Origin of the sequence: Streptomyces sp. NPDC058741 (assembly GCF_042746715.1) — a bacterium.
Taxonomy (GTDB): Bacteria; Actinomycetota; Actinomycetes; order Streptomycetales; family Streptomycetaceae; genus Streptomyces.
The window spans coordinates 108,997-129,798 of sequence record NZ_JBHYQH010000019.1 but is presented as its reverse complement, the minus strand read 5'-3'; the positions used below and the strand labels follow the sequence as shown (position 1 = coordinate 129,798).

Here is a 20,802-nt window from a genome sequence, read left to right as displayed (position 1 = left end):
GCCCACGGCGGGTCGCGCCTCCTCGCCCGAGCGCCGCCGTCTCCGCCCCGTCACCCGCTCCCGGCGTCGCTCGGGGTGCCGCAGGACGCCCCGGGTGACGCCGTGCGTTCCTGGCCCGGCGGCGGCCAGGCCGCCGCGCGCCGGGCCCCCGGCCGGTGGCGTTGCCGGTGGGGGACCGTCACCGTAGTGCGCGGCCGACCGCGTGGGGCCGCGGGCGGCTCGGCGCGTCCCTCGGCGGTCACCCAGCCCCGGGATCTTCCGGCAGGTTCCCCGGGTACGCGGACCCGTGGTGGGTGACGGGCCGTCAGTCGAGGGCCCGGAGGCGGGAGTCCCTCGCGGCCAGCAGTTCCAGCACCGTGCGCCAGTCCTCCAGGACACCGGCGTCGAAGCCGGCCGTGCGGGCCTCCTCCGTGGCCTCTCGCAGGGCGAGGACATCGTCGCCGGCCCGGGCGTCCCGGCCGGGGCAGTGGCGTACGAGCCGGGAGACGCGCTCGCCGAGCAGGCCGCGGACGGCTTCGGCCGTGCGACCGGCGCGCGCTGTCGGGTCGCCGGGCCACAGCAGGCCCCCGACCGGCTGCACCAGACCCGCCGCTTGGAGCTCCTTGTCCGCGGGGCGGCCGCGGCGCAGCAGGGCGGCGGTGCGCAGCGCGTGGTCGTGCCGGTCGACCGGCGGGCAGCCGTCCTCCGGGACGTCCCAGGCGCCCCGGCAGGCGTACAGCAGATCCATCAGTTCCTCGACGCCGCGCAGCACCATGCCTCGGTCCTCCCGTGAGACGGCCGTTGACCCCCGTAGCGCAGCATGACGAGCTTTCTCCTGGGCCAACGCCACTTGAACTGCGCAGCCGTCTCGAAAGCGTCCTCGCCGACCTACGCCGAACGGGTGATCCGCGAAAGCCCCCTTCACGGACAAAACAGTACGTGAACCCAAGCTGAACGGCGGATGTCGCGCGATCGTTACCGGTTGTTTCCAGCCCCATCGAGCGGGGGGTTGCTCATTTGGTTAATCTGATGCGGACGGACAGCAGTAAGGGTCCTACCCACACCCACGGTCCGTCCTGGGACACGCCGGTTCACCACGGCCTGCTCTCCCGTGAGTCGACCTGGCGCCACCGCGTCCGAACTGCACATGACATACGAGCCCGAGCGGGGCGTCAGGCGCAGCAGGAGCGGCGCACACGTCCCGAGGGTGACCGACACATAAGGAGTGCGCGGTGACACCGGAGAAGACGAAGAGCGATCAGCGCCCCAAGGAACGCGGCGAGCGCGTCGGCCGGCGGGTCGACGAGCTCGGCAGCCTCGACGTGTGGGCCCGGTCGGCCCCGATCCGCCTCGCGGGCTACGAGGACGACCTCGCGGAGCCCCACATCCTGCCCAGCGTCGACTGACAGGGCGCCGGCCCCCATCCGACCCGCCGGCACGGGCGTGCCAGACTCGCGCCCATGCTGATCAGGGAAGCAACGGCTGACGACTGGCCGCGCATCTGGCCGTTCTGGCGTCGCATCGTCGCCGCGGGCGACACCTACGCCTGGGACCCGGGGACATCCGAGGAGGAGGCCCGGGTCCTGTGGATGAACCCGGCGAAACGCGTCTACGTCGTCGAGGACGAGCGCGGCAGGGTCGTGGCCTCCGCCTTCGTCACCCCCAACTACGGCGGCCCCGCCGCCCGGATCGCCAACGCCGGCTTCATGGTCGATCCCGACCGGGGCGGCCGCGGTTACGGCCGGGCTCTCGCCGAGCGCCTCCTGGCCGAGGCCCGGACCGCCGGCTACCGGGGCATGGTCTTCAACGCCGTCGTCGAGACCAACCCCGCCGTGAGACTCTGGACCTCCCTCGGCTTCACGGTCCTCGGTACGGTCCCCGACGCGTTCGAGCACCCCCGGCACGGCCTGGTGGGGCTGCACGTCATGTACCGGGCCCTGTAGGGCAGCCGCTCGGGTGGAGATCAGGGGCGGGCGTACGGCCGGGTCATGATCTCCATGTTGTGGCCGTCCGGGTCGTCGAAGTAGGCGCCGCGACCACCGAAGAGGTCGTTGACCCGCCCCGGTTCGGTGTGCCCGGGGTCGGCGAAGTACGTCACCCCGAGCGCCTCCAGGCGGGCGATCAGGGTGTCGAACCGGTCCTCGGGCACGAGGAACGCGTAGTGCTGCGGCTGGACGGGCTCGTCCCTCCCGTCGGCGCTCCGGCTCCACAGTGGCCCGACCTGGGCCGCGAACCACATCAGCCAGTCCAGGCGCAGATGGTACGGCGCGAACGGGCGGGGCCAGCGTCGCGGATCGCCCGGTTTGCCCTTGAAGTCGTACTCCCGCCAGTCCGAGTCCTCGCGCGGTACCTCGTCCGCGGTGCCCTCCACGACCACTTCGTGGCGCACCCGGCTGACGCTGCCGAACGCCCCGTAGGTGTTGCCCAGGTGGAGCGGGTCGAAGGAGCGGTTCATCACCTGCCGGCGGGAGATCATGTTGCGCACCGGCCGGCAGCTGAGGCCGAGCAGCAACGCGGCCACCGCGAGCACCGGGACCACGCACCAGACCGGCGCGTCCGGCACGTCCGGGGGATCGGAGGGGAAGCGCACGGCCGACAGGGCCAGGACGATCGTGATCCAGTTCAGCCAGGCGAAGGTGCCCGACAGCACCAGCCACAGCTGGGTGACGATCAACAGGGCGGCGGCGCCGTCGTGAGGGGCTGCGGGGTGAACAGCAGGAACGGCACCACGAGCTGGGTGACAGGCGCGGCGCCCGCTGGAACGGCACCCGCCGGACGAACCGCGGCACCGGCAGCATGCCGCGGCTCCCGATCAGCGCGCGGAACTGCAGCACCGCCGTCAGGAACGCCACCAGGTACACGGCGGCCACTGCCCGCTGGAAGACCAGCCGGATCAGCCAGTACTCGGGTGCGGTGAACCAGTCCACGGCCGTGCGCTCCTCCTCCCCGGTCCTCCCGTCCTGGTCCTTCCCGTGCGGCGCCGGACCTCCTGTCACGCTCCGCGTACCACCGCTCCGGGTGCGTAACCCGAGCGAGCGCGTGAAACCACCCTGGGCCGACCACGACGACGGGTGGCCCCTACACTCGGCACATCCGGTCGAAGAATCGGACGAATCCTGGCAAGGTGGGCCCATGGTTGATCGGGGAGCGAGTGCCGCCCTGTCCCTCCCGGACGACTGGCCCGCCCGCCCGGACCCGATCCTCGCGCTCAACCGGATGGGCAGCTTCGTCTGGGATCTGGATACCGGCCTGATGCAGATGGACGCACGGGCCCACGAAGTGCTCGACGTGCGCGCCGACGAGTACGACGACCACCCCGAGTCGCTCTCCGCGCGCGTCCCGCCCGACGAGGCAGCGCGCCTGGACGCCGCCGTCTCCCATGCCCTGAAGGACGGCAGCGAGAACTACGGCGCCTACTTCCGCATACGCCGTCGCGACGGCACCCTGCGCTGGACCCACACCCAGGGCTACATCCGGCGCGACGGCACCGGACGGCCCCGGCGCATCATCGGCATCGTCCGGGACGCCACCCAGGAACTCGGCGAGCTCGACGCCCGCAGCGACCAGGCCGCCCGCGACGAGGCCCGACGGCGGCAGACCAGCGTCGTCGAACTCACCACGGCCGCCCTCGCCCACGCCCGTACCGTCCAGGACGTCATCGACGTCCTCAAGGACACCCGCGGCGTCACCCACCTGGGCGCCACCAGCCTCGTCATGGGCCTGGTCGAGGCCGGCCGGATCCGCCTGGTCGCCGAAGGGCCCTCCGAGAGCTTCGTTCCCGGCACCCGCGTCACCCGGATCGACGAGCCGTACCCGATGAGCGAGGCGGTACGGACCCTGAGGCCGTGCTTCATCGAGTCGCCGGAGGAGTTCGCCGAGCGGTACCCGATCCTGTGGCCGCACATCACCGGCCTGAACATCACCTCGGCCGCCTATCTGCCGCTCATCGTCCAGGCCCAGCCGATCGGCGCGATGGGCCTGCTCTACAGCGACCGCCGGGGTTTCACCCCGGAGGAGCGCACCATCCTCCTCGCCCTCGGCAGCAGCATCGCCCAGAGCCTGCAGCGGGCCATGTTCTACGAGCAGGAGAGGGACCTCGCCCAGGGGCTGCAGCAGGCGATGCTGCCCCGGACCATCCCGAGCGTCCCGGGCGCCGACGTCGCCGTCCGCTACCGCGCCGCCACCATCGGCGGCTCCGTGGGCCGGGACATCGGCGGCGACTGGTACGACCTCATCCCGCTGCCCGGCGGCCGGGTCGGGGCCGTCATCGGCGACGTCCAGGGCCACGACACGCACGCCGCCGCCGTGATGGGCCAGCTGCGCATCGTGCTGCGCGCCTACGCCGCCGAGGGGCACCCGCCGGCCACCGTGATGGCCCGTGCCTCCGTCTTCCTGCACGAACTCGACACCGACCGCTCCGCGACCTGCCTGTACGCCGAGGCCGACCTGGCCACGGGCGTGGTGCAGATGGTGCGGGCCGGCCACATCGACCCGCTGGTGCGCCGGGCCGACGGCGAATGCAGCCGCGTCACCGTCCCGGGCGGTCTGCCGCTCGGCCTGTCCGCCGAGTTCGGGCGCCTCGTCTACCCGGTGGGCACCATGGAGCTCGACCCGGGCGACGCCCTGCTGCTGTGCACCGACGGTCTGGTCGAACAGCCCGGCGCCGACCTCGACGACGGCATGAGTACCCTCACCGCGCTCGTCTGCACCGGCCCCGAGGACGTACGGGACCTCGCCGACCGGCTCATCGACGTCGCCGCGGAACGCCGCGGCGAGGACGACGTGGCGCTGCTGCTGCTGCGCCGGCGCGGCCCCGAGGGCCCCCGCCCCGGCCGCCGCCTCCAGCGGCTCGTGGTCCCCGGCGACCCCGCCGCCCTGTCCGACGCCCGTGACATGGTCCGCACCGCGGCCTCCGCGTGGGGCGTCCCGGACCGCGCGGACGAGATCGCCCTGGTCGCCGACGAGCTGATCACCAACTCCCTGATGCACACCGAGGGCTCCGCGATCCTCACCCTGCGTGCGCTCACCGGCTCCGCGCTCCGGCTCCGCGTCGAGGTCGCGGACTCCTCCAGCGCCCTGCCCCGCCGCCGCGATGCCGGGGAGGCGGGGGTGTCCGGGCGGGGCCTGCTGCTGGTCGAGCTGCTCGCCGACGTGTGGGGCGTGGAGGCCCGCGGCGGCGGCAAGGCCGTGTGGTGCGAGTTCGTGGTGCCCGACCAGGACTGACCCCACGTGGCACTCTGGATCCATGCCGGAACTCCCCGAGGTCGAGGCGCTCAAGGAATTCCTGACCGAGCACCTCGTCGGCCGCGAGATCGTCCGGGTGCTGCCCGTCGCGATCAGCGTCCTGAAGACGTACGACCCGCCCCTGTCCGCGCTGGAGGGACGCGAGGTCGTCGCCGTACGCCGGTACGGCAAGTTCCTGGCCCTCGCCACCGAGGACGGCCCGCATCTGGTGACGCACCTGGCCCGCGCGGGCTGGCTGCAGTGGAAGGACCGCCTCCCCGACGGCCCGCCCCGGCCCGGCAAGGGCCCCCTGGCGCTGCGGGTGGCCCTGGACACCGGTGCCGGTCTCGACCTCACCGAGGCCGGCACGCAGAAGCGGCTCGCGGTGTACGTCGTGGGGGACCCGCAACAGGTCCCGGGCGTCGCCCGGCTCGGCCCCGACCCGCTCGCCGCCGACTTCGACCAGCGGCGCCTGGCGGACCTGCTGACCGGGGAACGACGACAGCTCAAGGGCGCGCTGCGCGACCAGAGCCTGATCGCGGGCGTCGGCAACGCCTACAGCGACGAGATCCTGCACGCGGCGAGGATGTCGCCCTTCAAGCTGGCCGCGTCCCTGAGCGAGGAGGAGACCGGCCGGCTGTACACGGCCCTGCGCGACACGCTCACCGATGCGGTCGAACGCTCCCGGGGGGTGGCGGCCGGGCGGCTGAAGGCCGAGAAGAAGAGCGGCCTGCGGGTCCACGGCCGCACCGGCGAGCCCTGCCCGGTGTGCGGCGACACCGTCCGCGAGGTGTCCTTCGCCGACTCCTCCCTGCAGTACTGCCCGACCTGCCAGACGGGCGGGAAGCCGCTGGCGGACCGCAGGATGTCGCGCCTGCTGAAGTGACCGTGCGGCGCCGGCTCACCCGTCGACCGGCCAGGGCGGGGGTGCGTGCCTTCGGGGTGGGGCGTCCGGCGGCCCCACACCGGGGCGCCCGGGCCGCCCGGGGACGGGCGGGGACGCAGGGTCAGCGCTCCAGCCGTACGAGCACCTCCCCGTGCTCCGAGCGGACCTCGTAACGGGCGATCTCGTCCGGATGCTTGGACGTGCCGGCCCTCATCGTGTGGGGGCGGTCGTCGTGACCGGGCGCCTGCCAGCTGGTCGCGATCTCCTCGGAGCCGTCGTGGCCGACGACGACCAGATGGCAGGCGCGCGGTCCGGCCGTGTCCTTCACCTTCAGCTCGACCTGGCTGCCCGAGCCCTCGTCCGCCGTCGTCACCTGTGCCCACACCCCCGTACGGGCGTCGGTCGCGGCGACCGTCAGCGGCTGCTGCTCCGCGGCGCTCCCCTCGGCCATCATCGCGACGCCGGGCACCGACACCGCGAGGACGACCGAGGCGGCCAGGGCGAACAGCAGGTGCCTGCGGCCGGCCCGGCGCCGCGTCGCGACCTCGGCGAGCAGGCTGTCCAGCATGCGCGGACCGGGCTGCGGCATCGGGTGCACGTACCGGGGAGTGGCCCGCCGGTACAGCATCAACTGCCTTGTCGTGACGGCCAGTTCCGTCACCTCCGCAGCACACCGAGGGCACTCCATGAGGTGGTCCTCGAAGCGGAAGGCCTCCGCCTCGTCCAGCACGCCGAGCGCGTAGGCGCCGACGTCGCGATGCCTCTCCAGGGACCTCATGCCGAATCCTCGTGCCGTTGGGTGCGGGTGGGGTTAGTCCTTGCTCCCACCGGTACGGACCAGGCAGCGGAATCACTCAAGCCGGTGACACAATCGCAACCAAAGCGTTCGGAGCGCTCCGGCCCGCGGAGTGGTCGGGGCCGCAGGAATCTAGAAAAGACGGATCGCGAGGTGTCCCAAGGGCAGTCCGAGCTGCCAGGCGGGCGTCCAGACCTTCGGCCCGTCGTCCTCACCGGCCACGGGAGCACCCCCGGGCACCGCGTTCAGATCCGGCGCGAGCAGCTCCGTCTCCTGCAGCCAGCGCCAGGCCTCCTCGGCCAGGTCCACGTCCGGCGCGGGCCGCCCCGACCCCGCCGCCCCGGCGGAGAGCTCCTCCAGCCGCTCGCGCACCCACTCCTGCCACGGCTGGTCGTACGCGGTCAGCGACAGCCAGGTCTCCAGCTGGGTGAGCACCCGGATGCCGGACAGCTCCCCGTCGGTGTCCGACAGGAAGACGGTCAGCGCCAGGGCGTCGCGCCCGGCCCGGAACTCGAAGGACGTCGGCGGCATGAGATCGCCGGTCCGCAGCAGCTCGTCGGCGATGTACTCGGCGTACAACCACGCCATCGGGACGGTCAGTTCGCCGTCGCAACCGTCCGTGCTCCCCTGCCCTCTGTGCAGCATCCCTTCCCGCCTTCCTCCGGTACGTGCGCGTCGCCCGACGCCGGGCCCCGGGGGCGTCGCGGCCCTCATCCGGAACACGGATGAGGACAGCCGATTACTCAACCGGGTTCCTGGGCAAGGCACTTTACGGAGGCTTGACTCGGCGATCGGTTTCATCGCAGGTCGGCGGCATATCCGGGAAGCACCCGGCGCAGGGCGCGCAGCGCGTAGTACGCGCGGGACTTCACGGTACCGGGCGGAATCCCGAGGGCTGACGCCGCTTCCGCCACACTCGCCCCCTGGAAGTACACGAGCACCAGGACTTCACGGTGTTCGGGAGTGAGTGTCTTCACAGCCCGGCGGACGTCGAGCGCCGCCGCGGCCCGCTCGGCGTGGTCGGAGATGACCCGCGCGTTCTCCAGCACCGCGTCGCCGACCTCGGCGGGACGGGCCTGCCGGGCGCGCCGGGCGTCGATCGCGAGCCGCCGCGCGACCGTCATCAGCCAGGGCCGCACGGAGTCGAAGTCGTCGGCGCGCAGGGCCTCGGGGTGCTGCCAGGCGCGCACCAGCGTCTCCTGGACCAGGTCCTCCGCGCGTTGCCGGTCTCCGTCGCAGAGCCGCATCAGCAGCGCGAAGAGGGGCCGGCCGTGCTCCCGCTGCAGTGCGGCGAGCTCGTGCTCGGCGGTCGTTCCGTTCGTGAGAGTGGATCCGGCCGTCATGGCCGTATGCCACCGCAGGGGGCGTGCGCGGCACAGGCCACGTACCCCGCTGTGCGACGGACGGTCGATCGCGTCGACGAACGGTTCGACGAACGGTCAGGGTGCCCCGCCATGCGGGTGCCGGACGGGCTGATGAGCGTGTCGGAGCCACCTGGGGCGGGGAGAGCCTTCTTTCCTGATTGTGCGTAAATAAGACCACAACGCCCACAGTGGGGTGAATGGATGCTCGCACGCAGTCGACAGCTGGCTCTGGCCCTGACCGTCGTCCTCGCCGCAGGCGCCGCCTGCCAGGCCCGCGACCACACACCACCCGGCTCCGGACGCCCGGCCCCGGCCGCCGGTGAAGCCCGCGGTTTCACGCTCGTCGCCTCCGGCGACGTCCTCCCGCACCGCACGATCATCGACCGGGCCCGCTTCGACGCCGGCGGCACCGGCTACGACTTCCGGCCGATGCTCTCCGGGATCCGCCCGGTCGTCTCCCGCGCCGACATCGCCCTGTGCCACATGGAGACCGTCTACGGCGCGAACGGCGACTACACCGGCTACCCCACCTTCAAGTCCCCGCCGGAGATCGCCCGCGCCCTCGCCCACACCGGCTACGACGGCTGCTCCACCGCCTCCAACCACACCCTGGACGACGGCGCCGACGGCATCCGCCGCACCCTCGACGCCCTCGACCGGGCGGGCGTACGGCACGCCGGCTCGGCGCGCGCCGAGCAGGAGGCCCGCACGGTGACGGTCCTGCGGGCCGGCCGGGCCGAGGTCGCCCACCTCGCCTACACCTACGACACCAACGGCATCCCGCTCCCCGACGGTCAGCCCTGGGCCGTCGACCTCATCGACGAGGCCCGGATCGTCGAAGACGCCAGGGCCGCGCGCGGTGCCGGCGCCGACGTGGTCGTCGTCTCGATGCACTGGGGCACCGAGTGGCAGGACGCTCCCGACGAGCGGCAACTGGCCCTGGCCCGCGGCCTGACCGCCGCACGGAGCGGGGGCCGCCCCGACATCGACCTCGTCCTCGGCACCCACGCCCACGTCCCGCAGGCCTACGAGAAGGTGAACGGCACCTGGGTGATCTACGGCATGGGCGACCAGATCGCCGGCGAGATGACCAACCACGAGGGCGTCAAGGACCCCCGCGGCAACCAGTCCACCCTCTGCCGCTTCACCTTCGCACCACCCGACCGGCCCGGCGGGCGCTGGAAGGTGACGAAGGCCGAGTTCGTCCCGCAGTTCTTCGACGTCGACGCCGGACGGGTCGTGAACCTCAACAAGGCCCTCGCCCGGGGCGCCGACGTCCGGGCCGTCCGCGACCGCATCCGCGACGTCGTCCTCAGCCGCGGCGCGGCCGGGGACGGACTGGTGATGGGGCAGTAGCAGCAGGCCGCCCCGCCCCTACCGGCGCCCGGCCAGCTCCGAGCGCCGGTAGGAGTAGCCGAAGTGGACGACGAGCCCCACCAGGAACCAGACGGCGAACCGCGCCCAGGTCTGCCCCTGCAGGAACGCGATCAGCCACACCGAGAACACGATGCCCAGCAGCGGCACCACCGGCATCCACGGGGTGCGGAAGGTGCGCGGCAGGTCGGGCCGCCGGGAGCGCAGCACGATCACCGCCGCGCACACCACCACGAACGCCGGCAGGATGCCGGTGTTGGTCAGCTCGGCCGCCTCCCCGATCGGCAGGAACCCGGCGATGGCGGCCGACGCCACCCCCGCGATCCGGGTGACGCGAGGGCGGCCGCGGCGCTCGCGACGCCCGCGATGAGGAACGAGACCAGCACGGCCGGCCCCGCCGTACCGTTGGCCACCGTCCCCGCCAGCGTGAAGACGCCCGCGCCGATGATCCCGCCGACGCCGATGGCGGTCAGCTGCCACAGCCCCAGCGACCGCTCCAGGCGCGCGCCCCTGCCGGCTTCCGGCTCCTCGATGTGCTCGATGGGTTTGCTGCGGAGAATCCCCTCACCCATCCGGATCCCGGCCATGTGCCTCACCTCTTCGCGTTCGGCGACCGCCTGACGGCGGGTCATGATGGCGCAGGCGGACGCCCCGCGAGAGCACCGGGCGAGGGCCGTCTACGGCACGACGGTCACGGGCCAGCGCCCCGCCTTGACCAGGCGGACCGCCACCGAGCCGACCAACCGATGGCCCGCCTGCTCCGAGGCGCCCACGACGACCGCGTCCGCCTTGAGTTCGTCGGCCGCCCTCACCAGGCCGTTGTACGGGTCGCCGCGGAACGTGTGGAACTCCCAGCGGACCTCGAATATCCCCTTGAGCCGCCGGGCCGCCTCCCGGATCTGCGCCACCAGGTCCTCGGCGATCTCGTCCGTTGTGTCGGCCACCGGCGCCCCGAGCGCCGCTCCCGCCGCCGGCACGGGCTGCACGTACACCACGGCGAGCAGCGCGTGCTGCCGCCTGGCCAGGCCGGCGGCGTAGGCCGCGGCCCGCAGGGAGGAGTCGGAGCCGTCCACCCCGACCACGATCACCTTCGGCCCGTCCGTGCCCCGTTCGAACCCGCGGGAGTGCTGTTCCGTCACGTCCCGAGGCTATCGGAGGCCCTGGTTCCGGCCGCGTGGCGGGAGCGCCGACGGGTGCGCCACGGTCCCGGCGCCGGCCGGTGAGGGGTTCCTTCCGTTCCGGTGATGCGCAAGTGGCGCTGACAAGGGCACCCGAAGGGCTGACAGCGCCCGCCACGCCCCGGTGGGCCGCTGTCGAGGGCGGTGCCCGGCCCCGCCGGAGGGGACGGGGCCGGCCCCGCCGACCCCTCTCTCCGCCGACGGGGGACAGGCTCGGAGGCCGCCTCCGGGCCAGCCGCCCATTTCACACCAGGCTCGTGGTCGCCTCGAGCGGATGTTGCTGCAGGCACCCGGCAGTTCGCCGACCTCCGAAAGGAACTCGCCGGGGTCGAGGAGTTGAAGGGGCCCTGGCCGCCGCGATCGAGGGGCTCGGTTGCAGGGTCGAACCCGAACCGGACGAGGACGGCAGGGCCGGGGACATGCGCCGTTACCGGGTGCCCGAGTCCGTCGTGCGGATCTTCGTCCGCGCGGGTGAGGGCGCCGAGGGGCAAGCGAATCGTCAGGCACAAGATCATCCGACTCCCGCGGGACTACGCCGCCCACCAGCCCAACTGCCAAGCCGGTGAGCCTGGTGGGCGGCACGCTGACCCTTCTGCCTGATCCGGCCGGGTGAAAGCGTGCCGCCGCACCGGTGTTGCACAGGTGCGTCGGTCTTCCACCGGGCGACTGATGAGTCATGAAGAAGGATCAGTTGCTCACCCGTCGCGGGGCGTTGATCGCGGGCGTCGGCGCCGTGGGAGCGGCCGCCGCGGCCGGCGTGCTCGCCGCGGTCACCGGGGACGGGCCGGACGGCTCCGTCCCGGCCGCGGGTTCCCCGGTCCGGCGCCCCGTGAAGTCCTCCGCGTACCGCCTCCACCCCCTGACCGGCTACGGCCCGCCGCGCGCCGCGCCCCACCGCACCCTGGTCCGCAGCGAACCGCTCCTGCGGGTCGACGGCCGCGGCCGCACCATGGTGCTGACCTTCGACGACGGCCCCGACCCCCGCTACACCCCGGCCGTCCTGGACACACTGGCCACGTACGACGTCCGCGCGATGTTCTTCGTGTGCGGCGAGATGGCCACCCGCGGCAGGAAGCTGCTGGCGCGGATGGCCGACGAAGGGCACGTGGTGGGGAACCACACCTGGTCCCACCCGCTGCTCACCGGCCTCAGCCGGCGGCAGATCCGCAGCCAGATGGAACGCACCAGCGAGATCATCGAGGACTGCTGCGGCGAAGCCCCGGAGTGGTTCCGGGCCCCCTACGGCGCCTGGAACCGCGCCGCCTTCCAGATCGGGGCCGAGCTCGGCATGGAACCGCTCGCCTGGACCGTCGACACCCTGGACTGGTCGACGCCCGGCACCCGCTCCATCGTACGGCGCGTGGAGAACGGCGCCGCCCCCGGCGTCGTGGTGCTCTCCCACGACGCCGGGGGCGACCGTTCGCAGAGCGTGCGGGCCCTGCGGGAGTATCTCCCCGACCTGCTGGACTCCGGCTACCACGTCACGGTGCCCCGGCGGCACTACGCGTAGGAGCCGACGGGCCGCCGCCCGCCCGGCCGGGGACGCTCAGCGCACCTCGACCAGGCGGGCGAAGGCGACGACGTTGCCCGCGTAGCCGTCCTGCTCGGAGAAACCGCCGCCGCAGGTGATGACCCGCAGCTCGGCCGCTCCCTTGGACGCGTAGACGCGGTCGCCGGGGAAGTTGTCCTTCGAGAACACTTCGATGCCGTAGATCTCGAACACCGCCGTCTTGCCGTCCTGGCGGGCGACCTCGACGCGGTTGCCCTGCTTGAGGGCCCCGAGCCCGTAGAACACGGCGGGGCCCTGCTGGTTGTCGACGTGGCCGACGACGACCGAGGTGCCCTTCTCGCCCGGGGTGACGGCGCCGGTGAACCAGCCGGCCAGATTGGGGTCCTCCGGGGGCGGCGCGCCGACCCAGCCGTCCGCGTCCAGGCCCACCGGGATGATCGGCGCGTCCACCTGGATCGCGGGGATCCTCACCCGGGCCGGGGGGGCGTACGGAAGGGGCTTCACGGGATCGGCCAAGGCGGCCCCGGGCACGTGGTTCCGCGCCGCTGCCGCCGTCGCCGGCTGGGGCGGGCCCTCGTCGAACTCCCCCGAACCGTTCCGGATGAGCGCGAGGCCGGTCAGCAGGACAAGCGCTATCACGCCCCACGGGGCGCGCTTCTTGCGGCGCGCCTCCTCCTCCGCCTCGGCAAGCTCGGACGCAGACATTCGCCATCCCCTCTCGACGCGGCCGTCGCCGTGCCAATCGCGCATACCAGCACGCTAAGTGCCGTGTGGACATGCGGCGACGGGGCGGCGGCGAACGGGTGGCCCCCACCCGGGGAACAGGTGCCACCGGGGCGTACGCGCTGCGGAAGGGCGGTCCGGGGCCTTGAGGTGCGCCATACGAGGCGCCGCCCCGGGGGAATTTCTGACGGCCCGTGACCTGCGGCGATGAGGCATCGTGCGGATATCCCGAGGTGCCGTCCCTCACCAGGACGGACCATTGCCGAAATGCGGCCTCGACAACGGCAACTGACTGTCTTTCTGGGAGGCGCTTTCTCGCCGATCGACCGGGGAACGGGCCCCGGGGCGTCTTCCGCGGAGGTTCAGATGCGTAACACTCGTGCCCTGGCGGTCGCCGGAGCGGCGGTCGCCGCCCTCGGCCTCTCGGCTCCCGCGGCCGTCGCGTGGGACTCGCCCAGCAACATCATGGTGCTGCCGAGCGTCATCGCCCGCGGCGGGCAGCTGACCATCACGGTCGACGGCTGCAAGCACGGCGGTACGGCCACGTCGAGCGCCTTCCCCACGACGACGCTCTCGCCCGTCCACGGCGGCCGCAACGAAATGGCCAAGGGCACCGCCACCGTCCACAGCAACGCCCGCCCGGGGCCGTACGACGTCACGGTCACCTGCAACGGCCGGTCCCTGACCAAGCCGCAGGCCTTCTCGGTCATCGGCGGTGTCCGCGGTGGCATCGGCGGCAGCAGCACCACCGGTGCGACGCCGACCGACGTCGCCATCGGCGGCGGTCTGGTGGCCGCGGCGGCCGTCGGAGGCGGCGTGTTCTGGATGCGCCGCCGTGCCGAGCGGCGCATCTGACACCCTGTCTCCCACGGTCTTCCCCGAGCGGTCGCCTCGCACGTGAACGGTCCGCGCCCCGGGATCCCCCTCACCAGGGGGCCGGGTCGCGGACCTGCAGCGTGCGGGGGAGCCGTCAGGCGGAGTCCTCCCCGGTGCGGCGGCGTGCGAAGTGGTAGGCGGCGCCGAGCGAACCGGTGATGAGCACCGTGCCCAGGCCGATCTCCTTGAGGTCGAAACCGGCGAGCGTGCCGCCCTCACCGGCCTGCACACCCTTGTCCGGGTGGTGCCCCGGGTGGTGGGTGGGGTGGTGCGTCGGACGGCCGCCGGCGATGGTCAGCCGGGCCGTGCCGCTCGACTCGTCACACTGGAAGTGCACGTCGTACACGGCGCCCGGCTCGGCGTCCCAGTCCACGACGGCCGTCGCCCAGGACTCGTGGCGCGGGATCGTGACCATGTCGAAGACCGGCGAGTTGACCGCCGCCTCGCCCCGGCAGGCATGGTTGCGTACCACGCGCAGCGCGACCTCACCGCCCGGCCTGACCGTCGACGGCTCGACGCTGAAGCCGAAATCGGTCTTGATGGCCGCGCCGGCGGCCGGTACGCAGGAGGTGAGGGCGCCGGCGCCCAGCAGAACGGCCGAAGCGACGCGTATCGCGCGCATGGTGAATCCTCCGGTCCCGAGGGGCAGCAGCGGACCTGTTCCGCTCACGTCACAAATGCACCTCGATGCCCGAAACGCTAAGAAGGCCCAGGCGGTGGCGCGCGCGCAGTCGCGCGAACGGGGCACACGTGTGGGCCGCCCGGGGGAACGCCCCTCACGCGACCGGGGGATGCCACGGCGTGTCGCGTGTCCCCCGGTGATCACCCGTGGTGCGGGGCGCGGTCAGTCCCCGGTGCCCGGGAAGAGCCTCAGGAACGGGTCGGCCGACGCGCGGTCACACCTCTGCTGTACGGCGCGTCGAAGTCCCAGACGAGGAACAGCAGGAAGCCGATCAGCGCCGAGAACGGCCCTGCGAGGACCAGCTCACGCGTCGTTCTGCGGATCTGCGGGGCGAAGACCATCCCGATGGTGACGACGGCCCCCGAGAGCAGCCCGAACCACACCACCCCGGGCATGGTCTCCCCGGTGTACTCCGCCCGTGCGATCCGCGCGTGGCCGGCCGCGGTCACCTGGTCGACGAGCGGCTGGTAGGCCTGGGCCTCGAAGTCGGTCCTCGGCTCGTAGTCGGTGACGTCGGCACGGACGCGATCGAACAGCGCGTCGCCGCGCTCGGTGACCTCGCCCCGTTCGGCCATGGTGTCCCACTCGGTGGTGACGACATGGCTCACATACGACTCGACGTCGCCCCGGACACGGTCGCGTACGTCCCGCGGACACACCCGGACCCGCTCCGAGATCTCGTGCAGCGCGGTCGCCTCGGCCTGGAGGTGGTCCTGGGCGGCGCTGCGGCCCTCCCGGACGCCGGCGATCGCCGGCCCCAGGACGATGGCGTACACCACGCCGATCCACATCGTCATGTACTCGATGACGTCCGGGGTCTCGCTGGGGCCTCGTCGTCGGACGCCGTGCGGTGGCGTACGAGCGTGATGACGACCACCACGACACAGGCGGCCGGCATCGCGAGGGTGAGAACAAGCCATTCCGGCAAGAGGTTCCTCCGGGGGGATCAGCGCAGGCAACGCGGCCACGGCGACCACCGCGGGCACGGTGACGAGCAGGACGAAGGTGAGCGGCGACAGCGCGCCGTTCGCCCGGCGGGGCCGCGGCGGCGCGGCGCGGTGCCGCGGGTAGGTGGACGGGTTTCGCGGACGGGCGCGGCGCGGGAGTGGCCGAGATCGAGGGTGCCGGGGGCGGCGGTGACACCGGTTTCGGCACCGGCTGTGGGGTGGGTGCCGCCGGGCGCGGCGCCGGTCGCGGGGACGGGGCCGGCGGCTCGGACCGGACCGGAGGGCTCGGGGACGGGGGCGGGGTTTCGGTGCCGGCGGTGGTCCGGGACGCGGTGTCGGTGTGGGAGCGGGGGCGGGTGTGGGCGGGGGAGTGGGCTTCGGCGGCGGGGCCTCGGGAGCCGTTGTGGAGGTGGGGGGTGGTGGAGGGGGCGCGCACGACGGAGCGGCCGGCCGGGTCCGGCTCCCGGCGGCCGCCACCGCCTCCGTGCCGCCCGGCTCCGTCGAGGTGTACGCGCAGGCGTCGGCCGCGGCCGCTCCGGCCGGTGCGCCGGCGAGGTCCCAGGTGAGCGCCGCCACCGCCAAGGCCCTTGTGGCGAGGGCGGGTTGGGACGAGAGGAGTCCTGGCACGACGAAGATCATGAGACCTGCGCCGGCCGGACGCGCCGGAGTGCGAGGCGATCGCCCCGAACGGGGACATGCGGCTCTCGCCGGTCAGAGGCGGATTCGCCCGCGGGTGCCGGATGGACTCCTCTGTGCCGTTCCGTGCCGGGGCTCCGGTGTGGTCGGACGGTGACCGTCGGTGGCCCCGGGCGGCGCCCGTCACAGGTTCCGGAAAGAAATTTCGGCCGGTCATTGAACACAGACGCGGCCCCCGTGCGTACTCATGACCGTGCGGCGGCGCAGTAGGGCGCTGCAACACCCTTGTGATATTCGGGAGTTGACGATGAAGACCTCCTGGCGGAGCGCCTCATTCGTGGCGAGCGCCGCGGCGGTCCTGGCGCTGACGACGGCGTGCGGTCAGGACAGTCCACCGGCGGCCAGCCAGAACGTGGGAGCCACGGCCGCGCCCGGGGACTACGGAAACATCGGCACCGGGAGCGAAGCGGGCGCCGCCCCCGGCGGACAGGCCGCGCCGAGCCCGTCCGGCCCCTCCAACCCCGCGGGCAAGCTGTCCGTCTCCACCACCGAACAGGTCGGCAAGGTGGTCACCGACAGCCTCGGCCTCACCCTGTACCGCTTCGACCAGGACGCCGACAAGCCGCCGAAGTCGAACTGCGACGGCGACTGCGCCAAGACCTGGCCACCGGTGCCCGCGGACGACGCCGAGGCCGGCGAGGGCATCGACAAGGCGCTGCTCGGCTCGGTCACCCGGGCCGACGGCACCGAGCAGCTCACCGTGGGCGGCTGGCCGGCCTACCGCTACGCCAAGGACGTCAACGCGGGCGACGTCAAGGGCCAGGGTGTGGGCGGCAAGTGGTACGCGCTCGCCCCCGACGGCAAGAAGGCCCAGGGCGGCGGGGCCGAGGCGGGCGGGACGGAACTGGCCGGACTGTCCACCCGCAACGACCCCGAGCTCGGTGAGATCGTCGTCGACAAGAAGGGCATGACCGTCTACCGGTTCATGAAGGACGAGGCCTGGCCCAAGCCGGTCTCCCACTGCACCGGCGCCTGCCTGGAGAAGTGGCCGCTCGTGGAGCCCGTCGAGTTCGGCGACACCAGGGGCATCCAGAAGAAGGGCTACATGATCTTCGACCGGACCGACGGAAAGGGCGTGCAGCAGACCATCAACTGCTCACCCATCTACACCTTCGCCGGTGACAAGTCGCCGGGCGACACCAACGGCCAGGGCGTCGGCGGCACCTGGTACGCCGTCCGGCCCGACGGGAAGCCGGTCGGCGCTCCGGCGCAGTAGAGAAACCTCCCCGGGGGTGATCGTCTCGTCCACCCGGAACCCGACCCGATCCGCCCCTCCGTGCCCCACGGAGGGGCGGATCATTGTGTCGTGGGCTCCCGGAACTCATGGAATCGACAACGTACTTCCACTCTCCTCGCCGGAACGCTCCGGAATGCCTCGAACACTGATCGTCATACGTTCGAGGGGTAGGCGGGCGGGTATCACTTCGGCACGTGCCGCAGGCAGTGACCGGGAACGGACGGTCAATTTCCGTTTCGGGTCGCTCCCTTGGCGGGCGATCAGTAGCCTCTGCTCGAACACCGGATCGCCTACGCCTTGGAGAGATTGATGGAGCGTCCCGCCTGGGCCCCACGGAGCATCGACATCTCGGTGCCCAGCGTCTCCCGGATGTACGACTACTACCTGGGCGGATCGCACAACTTCGAGGTCGACCGGGAAGCGGCCCGCCGGGCCATGGAGTTCATGCCGGGACTCCCCAAGGTCATGCAGGCGAACCGGGCCTTCATGCGGCGCGCCGTGCGCTGGGCCACCGACCAGGGCATCACGCAGTTCCTGGACATCGGCTCCGGCATACCCACCTTCGGCAACGTGCACGAGGCCGCGCAGAGCGCGCGCCCCGGCGCGCGCGTCGTCTACGTCGACCACGACCCGGTGGCCGTGGCACACAGCAGGGCGGTCCTGGAGGGCAACGCGGACGCGGCCGTCGTCGCCGCCGACCTCCGCAAGCCCCACGAGATCCTCGCCAGTGCAGAAGTGGAGCGGCTGATCGACCTGAATCGGCCAGTGGCGCTGCTTCTCGTTGCCATACTGCACTTCGTGGAGGACGAGGCCGACCCGCACGGGGCGGTGGCGGAGCTGGGCGAGGCGCTCGCACCCGGCAGCCTGCTCGTGCTCACCCACGCGTCCTACGAGGGGGTCCCGCTGCCGCAGGAGCGGGCCGGGGGCGCGGTGGACGTGTACAAGGACATCCGCAGTCCGCTGATCATGCGCTCGCGCGAGGAGATCGCGCGGTTCTTCGAGGGGTACGACATGGTGGAACCCGGACTGGTGGCGATGCCGCGCTGGCGGCCCGACACCGCACCGGAGGACGAGGATCCGTACGCGTTCTCCGGCTTCGCGGGCGTGGGGCGTACGGCGTGATCGCGGAACCGGACGGGCCGGAGGGCAGACTCCGCCGGTTCGCGACGATCTGGAGCCGGGCGGTCTTCCCGGTGACCTCGACGTCGTCGACCCGACCGGAGTTCGAGGAGCAACTGATACCGCTGGCCCGGCGGTTGAGCGGGGCGCTGCTGGCCCGGGCCTTCGACGCCGAGGCCGCACAGGCCGTCGGCGCAGCCCTCGTGGATGCGCACTGCACCGACCCGGAGGCGCTCAGCCGCACGCTGGACTGCGTGGACGCCTACCTGGTTCTGTACTGCGGCGGCGACGGCGACCGGGAGGACCTGCGCGCACGCTCCGCGCGACTGCAGCACGCGATGGCCGCCGGCTTCGCCCGGGCCCTGCGCGAGCGGACCCTGGCAGAGCAGGAGTCCGTCGCACAGGCCGCGCTGCGCGCGCAGGGCGTCGTCGCGCAGGCGCTGCACGCGAGCGAGGCCCGCTTCCGCGCCGTCTTCGAGGGCGCCGCCATAGGCATCGGCATGGCCGACCTGGACGGCAACATCCTGCAGGTCAACGGTGCGCTGCTGCGCATGTTCGGCGTCTCCGAGCAGGCCGTGCGCAACCGCAACGTCAGGGACTGGACCCACCCCGACGACGCCCCGCAGACCTGGCGGCTCTACGACGAACTGGTGCGCGGCGAGCGCGAGCACTACCACCTGGAGAAGGCGTTCTACCGCCCCGACGGGACGGTGCTGTGGACCAATCTGACGGTCTCCCTGCTCCGCGACGCCGACGGCAACCCGCAGTACCAGCTGGCCCTCATGGAGGACACCACCGAGCGGCGGCTGCTCAACCTGCGCCTGCGCTACGAGGCCACGCACGACGCCCTGACCGGGCTGCCCAACCGCGCCTTCTTCTTCGAGCGCCTGGAGAAGGCGCTGGGCGCCGGGGAGGGCCAGCGGTTCGGGCTGTGCTACCTCGACCTGGACGGCTTCAAGACCGTCAACGACAGCCTCGGCCATGCCGCCGGCGACCGGCTGCTGGTGGAGGTCGCCGACCGGCTGCAGTCCTGCGCCACCGCGCCCGGCGAGATGGTGGCGCGGCTCGGCGGCGACGAGTTCGTGGCCCTGACCACCGGCCCCGACACCCAGCGCGAGGTCGACGAGCTCGCGGGCCGCATCATGAACGCCCTGCTCGCACCGATCAGCGTCGACGGCCGGGAGCTGACCGTGCGCGGCAGCATCGGCATCGTCGAGGGTCCGGCCGGGGAGCGCAGCCCGGCCGAGGTGCTGCGCAGCGCCGACATCACCATGTACCGGGCCAAGTCGGCGGGCGGCAACCGCTTCGAGCTCGCCGACCCCGAGGCGGACGCCCGGGCGATCACCCGGCACGGGCTGACCACGGCGCTGCCGACGGCCCTGGAGCGCGGCGAGTTCTTCATCGAGTACCAGCCGCTGGTGAACCTCGGGGACGGCAGTGTGCGCGGGGCCGAGGCGCTGGTGCGCTGGCTGCACCCGCAGCACGGGGTGCTCGGCCCGGACCGGTTCATCCCGCTCGCGGAGCACACCGGCCTGATCGTGCCGCTGGGGCGGTGGGTGCTGGAGCAGTCCGTGCGCCAGGCGCGCGAGTGGCGGGACCTGCACGGCGGCGCGAACGCCGGGCCGCTGCGCATCAACGTGAACCTGTCGCCGTGCCAGCTGACGCATCCCGGCCTGGTGCAGGACACCGTCGACATCCTGGAGCGTGCCGGTGTCGATCCGGACGCGCTGTGCCTGGAGGTCACGGAGTCGGCGTTGATCGGGGCGGACGACGACCTGCTGAAGCCGCTGCGGCGGCTGGCGGAGATGGGGGTCGACATCGCCCTGGACGACTTCGGCACCGGCTACTCCAACCTCGCCAACCTGCGCCGGCTCCCGGTCAGCGTCCTGAAGCTGGACCGGTCCTTCACCCAGAGCATGCAGCAGTTCCCCGCGGACCCGGTCGATCTGAAGATCGTCAAAGGTATTGTCTCGCTGGCCCACAGCCTGGATCTCACGGTGACGGTCGAGGGCGTGGAGACCGGCGCGCAGGCCGAGCAGCTGCGGATCCTTGGCTGCGACACGGCCCAGGGCTGGTACTACGCCCGCCCGGGCCCGCCGGAGTGGCTGCACAAGCTGGCGCTGGTGGACTCGACGGGCTGACGCCCCGGACCGCCGGCCGCCGCGCGGGACAGGCTCCGGCGCCCAGCCCGCGCGTCCGGGGGCCGGTCGTC

The 20,802-nt window shown here is 72.8% G+C and carries 17 protein-coding genes and 3 pseudogenes; 10 read left to right on the top strand and 10 right to left on the bottom strand.

Annotated features, from left to right (window positions below; translation table 11 throughout):
- Nucleotides 1–304: 304 nt before the first annotated feature.
- Nucleotides 305–754, bottom strand: a complete 450-nt coding sequence (locus ACFW6P_RS17925; RefSeq protein ID WP_386353000.1) for a hypothetical protein — start codon at nucleotides 752–754, stop codon at nucleotides 305–307.
- Between the two features lie 457 nt (nucleotides 755–1,211).
- Between ACFW6P_RS17925 and ACFW6P_RS17920 the strand changes: the two genes are divergently transcribed.
- Both ACFW6P_RS17920 and ACFW6P_RS17915 read left to right on the top strand, forming a co-directional pair.
- Nucleotides 1,212–1,385, top strand: coding sequence for a hypothetical protein (locus ACFW6P_RS17920; RefSeq protein WP_386353004.1), 174 nt, complete (start codon nucleotides 1,212–1,214; stop codon nucleotides 1,383–1,385).
- 54 nt (nucleotides 1,386–1,439) lie between these two features.
- Complete coding sequence (locus ACFW6P_RS17915) at nucleotides 1,440–1,922, top strand: GNAT family N-acetyltransferase (protein ID WP_386353006.1); 483 nt, start codon at nucleotides 1,440–1,442, stop codon at nucleotides 1,920–1,922.
- Between the two features lie 281 nt (nucleotides 1,923–2,203).
- On the opposite strand, the pseudogene ACFW6P_RS17910 reads toward ACFW6P_RS17915, so the two are convergent.
- Nucleotides 2,204–2,906, bottom strand: a pseudogene (locus tag ACFW6P_RS17910) (lipase maturation factor family protein); the annotation flags it as partial.
- Nucleotides 2,907–3,111: 205 nt separating this feature from the next.
- Between ACFW6P_RS17910 and ACFW6P_RS17905 the strand changes: the two are divergent.
- Together ACFW6P_RS17905 and ACFW6P_RS17900 are read left to right on the top strand one after the other, a co-directional pair.
- Nucleotides 3,112–5,202, top strand: coding sequence for a SpoIIE family protein phosphatase (locus tag ACFW6P_RS17905; protein WP_386353009.1), 2,091 nt, complete (start codon nucleotides 3,112–3,114; stop codon nucleotides 5,200–5,202).
- Between the two features lie 22 nt (nucleotides 5,203–5,224).
- The gene (locus ACFW6P_RS17900; RefSeq protein WP_386353011.1) at nucleotides 5,225–6,088 is read left to right on the top strand and encodes an Fpg/Nei family DNA glycosylase; all 864 of its coding nucleotides are present in this window, start codon (nucleotides 5,225–5,227) and stop codon (nucleotides 6,086–6,088) included.
- A gap of 121 nt (nucleotides 6,089–6,209) precedes the next feature.
- On the opposite strand, the gene ACFW6P_RS17895 is transcribed toward ACFW6P_RS17900, so the two are convergent.
- The 3 genes from ACFW6P_RS17895 to ACFW6P_RS17885 form a co-directional block, all read right to left on the bottom strand.
- The gene (locus ACFW6P_RS17895) at nucleotides 6,210–6,866 is read right to left on the bottom strand and encodes a zf-HC2 domain-containing protein (RefSeq protein WP_386353014.1); all 657 of its coding nucleotides are present in this window, start codon (nucleotides 6,864–6,866) and stop codon (nucleotides 6,210–6,212) included.
- Nucleotides 6,867–7,016: 150 nt separating this feature from the next.
- A complete protein-coding gene (locus tag ACFW6P_RS17890) occupies nucleotides 7,017–7,529 on the bottom strand; it encodes a hypothetical protein (protein WP_386353017.1) in 513 nt (170 codons plus the stop codon).
- Between the two features lie 152 nt (nucleotides 7,530–7,681).
- A complete protein-coding gene (locus ACFW6P_RS17885; protein ID WP_386353020.1) occupies nucleotides 7,682–8,227 on the bottom strand; it encodes a sigma-70 family RNA polymerase sigma factor in 546 nt (181 codons plus the stop codon).
- Between the two features lie 222 nt (nucleotides 8,228–8,449).
- On the opposite strand from ACFW6P_RS17885, the gene ACFW6P_RS17880 reads away from it, so the two are divergent.
- Nucleotides 8,450–9,604, top strand: coding sequence for a CapA family protein (locus tag ACFW6P_RS17880; RefSeq protein WP_386353023.1), 1,155 nt, complete (start codon nucleotides 8,450–8,452; stop codon nucleotides 9,602–9,604).
- A gap of 18 nt (nucleotides 9,605–9,622) precedes the next feature.
- Here the strand turns inward: ACFW6P_RS17880 and ACFW6P_RS17875 are convergent.
- Together ACFW6P_RS17875 and ACFW6P_RS17870 are read right to left on the bottom strand one after the other, a co-directional pair.
- Nucleotides 9,623–10,209 (bottom strand): annotated as a pseudogene (locus tag ACFW6P_RS17875) (amino acid permease C-terminal domain-containing protein).
- Nucleotides 10,210–10,299: 90 nt separating this feature from the next.
- Nucleotides 10,300–10,761 (bottom strand): universal stress protein, encoded by a 462-nt coding sequence (locus ACFW6P_RS17870; RefSeq protein ID WP_386353025.1) that lies wholly within the window; start codon nucleotides 10,759–10,761, stop codon nucleotides 10,300–10,302.
- Nucleotides 10,762–11,476: 715 nt separating this feature from the next.
- On the opposite strand from ACFW6P_RS17870, the gene ACFW6P_RS17865 reads away from it, so the two are divergent.
- The gene (locus ACFW6P_RS17865; RefSeq protein WP_386353028.1) at nucleotides 11,477–12,310 is read left to right on the top strand and encodes a polysaccharide deacetylase family protein; all 834 of its coding nucleotides are present in this window, start codon (nucleotides 11,477–11,479) and stop codon (nucleotides 12,308–12,310) included.
- A gap of 36 nt (nucleotides 12,311–12,346) precedes the next feature.
- Here the strand turns inward: ACFW6P_RS17865 and ACFW6P_RS17860 are convergent, their stop codons facing one another.
- The gene (locus tag ACFW6P_RS17860; protein ID WP_386353031.1) at nucleotides 12,347–13,015 is read right to left on the bottom strand and encodes a class F sortase; all 669 of its coding nucleotides are present in this window, start codon (nucleotides 13,013–13,015) and stop codon (nucleotides 12,347–12,349) included.
- A gap of 384 nt (nucleotides 13,016–13,399) precedes the next feature.
- Here ACFW6P_RS17860 and ACFW6P_RS17855 point away from each other — a divergent pair, with 384 nt between their 5' ends.
- Nucleotides 13,400–13,888 carry a hypothetical protein gene (locus ACFW6P_RS17855; RefSeq protein WP_386353034.1) on the top strand — a complete coding sequence of 163 codons (489 nt, stop codon included), beginning with the start codon at nucleotides 13,400–13,402 and terminating at the stop codon, nucleotides 13,886–13,888.
- Between the two features lie 115 nt (nucleotides 13,889–14,003).
- Here the strand turns inward: ACFW6P_RS17855 and ACFW6P_RS17850 are convergent, their stop codons facing one another.
- Nucleotides 14,004–14,531: a hypothetical protein gene (locus tag ACFW6P_RS17850; protein WP_386353036.1), complete on the bottom strand. Its 528-nt coding sequence runs from the start codon at nucleotides 14,529–14,531 to the stop codon at nucleotides 14,004–14,006.
- Between the two features lie 222 nt (nucleotides 14,532–14,753).
- Nucleotides 14,754–15,519 (bottom strand): annotated as a pseudogene (locus ACFW6P_RS17845) (hypothetical protein).
- Between the two features lie 962 nt (nucleotides 15,520–16,481).
- Between ACFW6P_RS17845 and ACFW6P_RS17840 the strand changes: the two are divergent.
- The 3 genes from ACFW6P_RS17840 to ACFW6P_RS17830 all read left to right on the top strand — a co-directional run bounded on the left by ACFW6P_RS17840 (nucleotide 16,482) and on the right by ACFW6P_RS17830 (nucleotide 20,731).
- Nucleotides 16,482–17,450 carry an SCO0930 family lipoprotein gene (locus ACFW6P_RS17840; RefSeq protein ID WP_386353039.1) on the top strand — a complete coding sequence of 323 codons (969 nt, stop codon included), beginning with the start codon at nucleotides 16,482–16,484 and terminating at the stop codon, nucleotides 17,448–17,450.
- 330 nt (nucleotides 17,451–17,780) lie between these two features.
- Complete coding sequence (locus ACFW6P_RS17835) at nucleotides 17,781–18,593, top strand: SAM-dependent methyltransferase (protein WP_386353042.1); 813 nt, start codon at nucleotides 17,781–17,783, stop codon at nucleotides 18,591–18,593.
- Nucleotides 18,590–20,731, top strand: a complete 2,142-nt coding sequence (locus tag ACFW6P_RS17830) for a putative bifunctional diguanylate cyclase/phosphodiesterase (RefSeq protein ID WP_386353045.1) — start codon at nucleotides 18,590–18,592, stop codon at nucleotides 20,729–20,731. The genes ACFW6P_RS17835 and ACFW6P_RS17830 overlap by 4 nt, the downstream gene beginning before the upstream one ends.
- The last annotated feature ends 71 nt before the right edge of the window (nucleotides 20,732–20,802 follow it).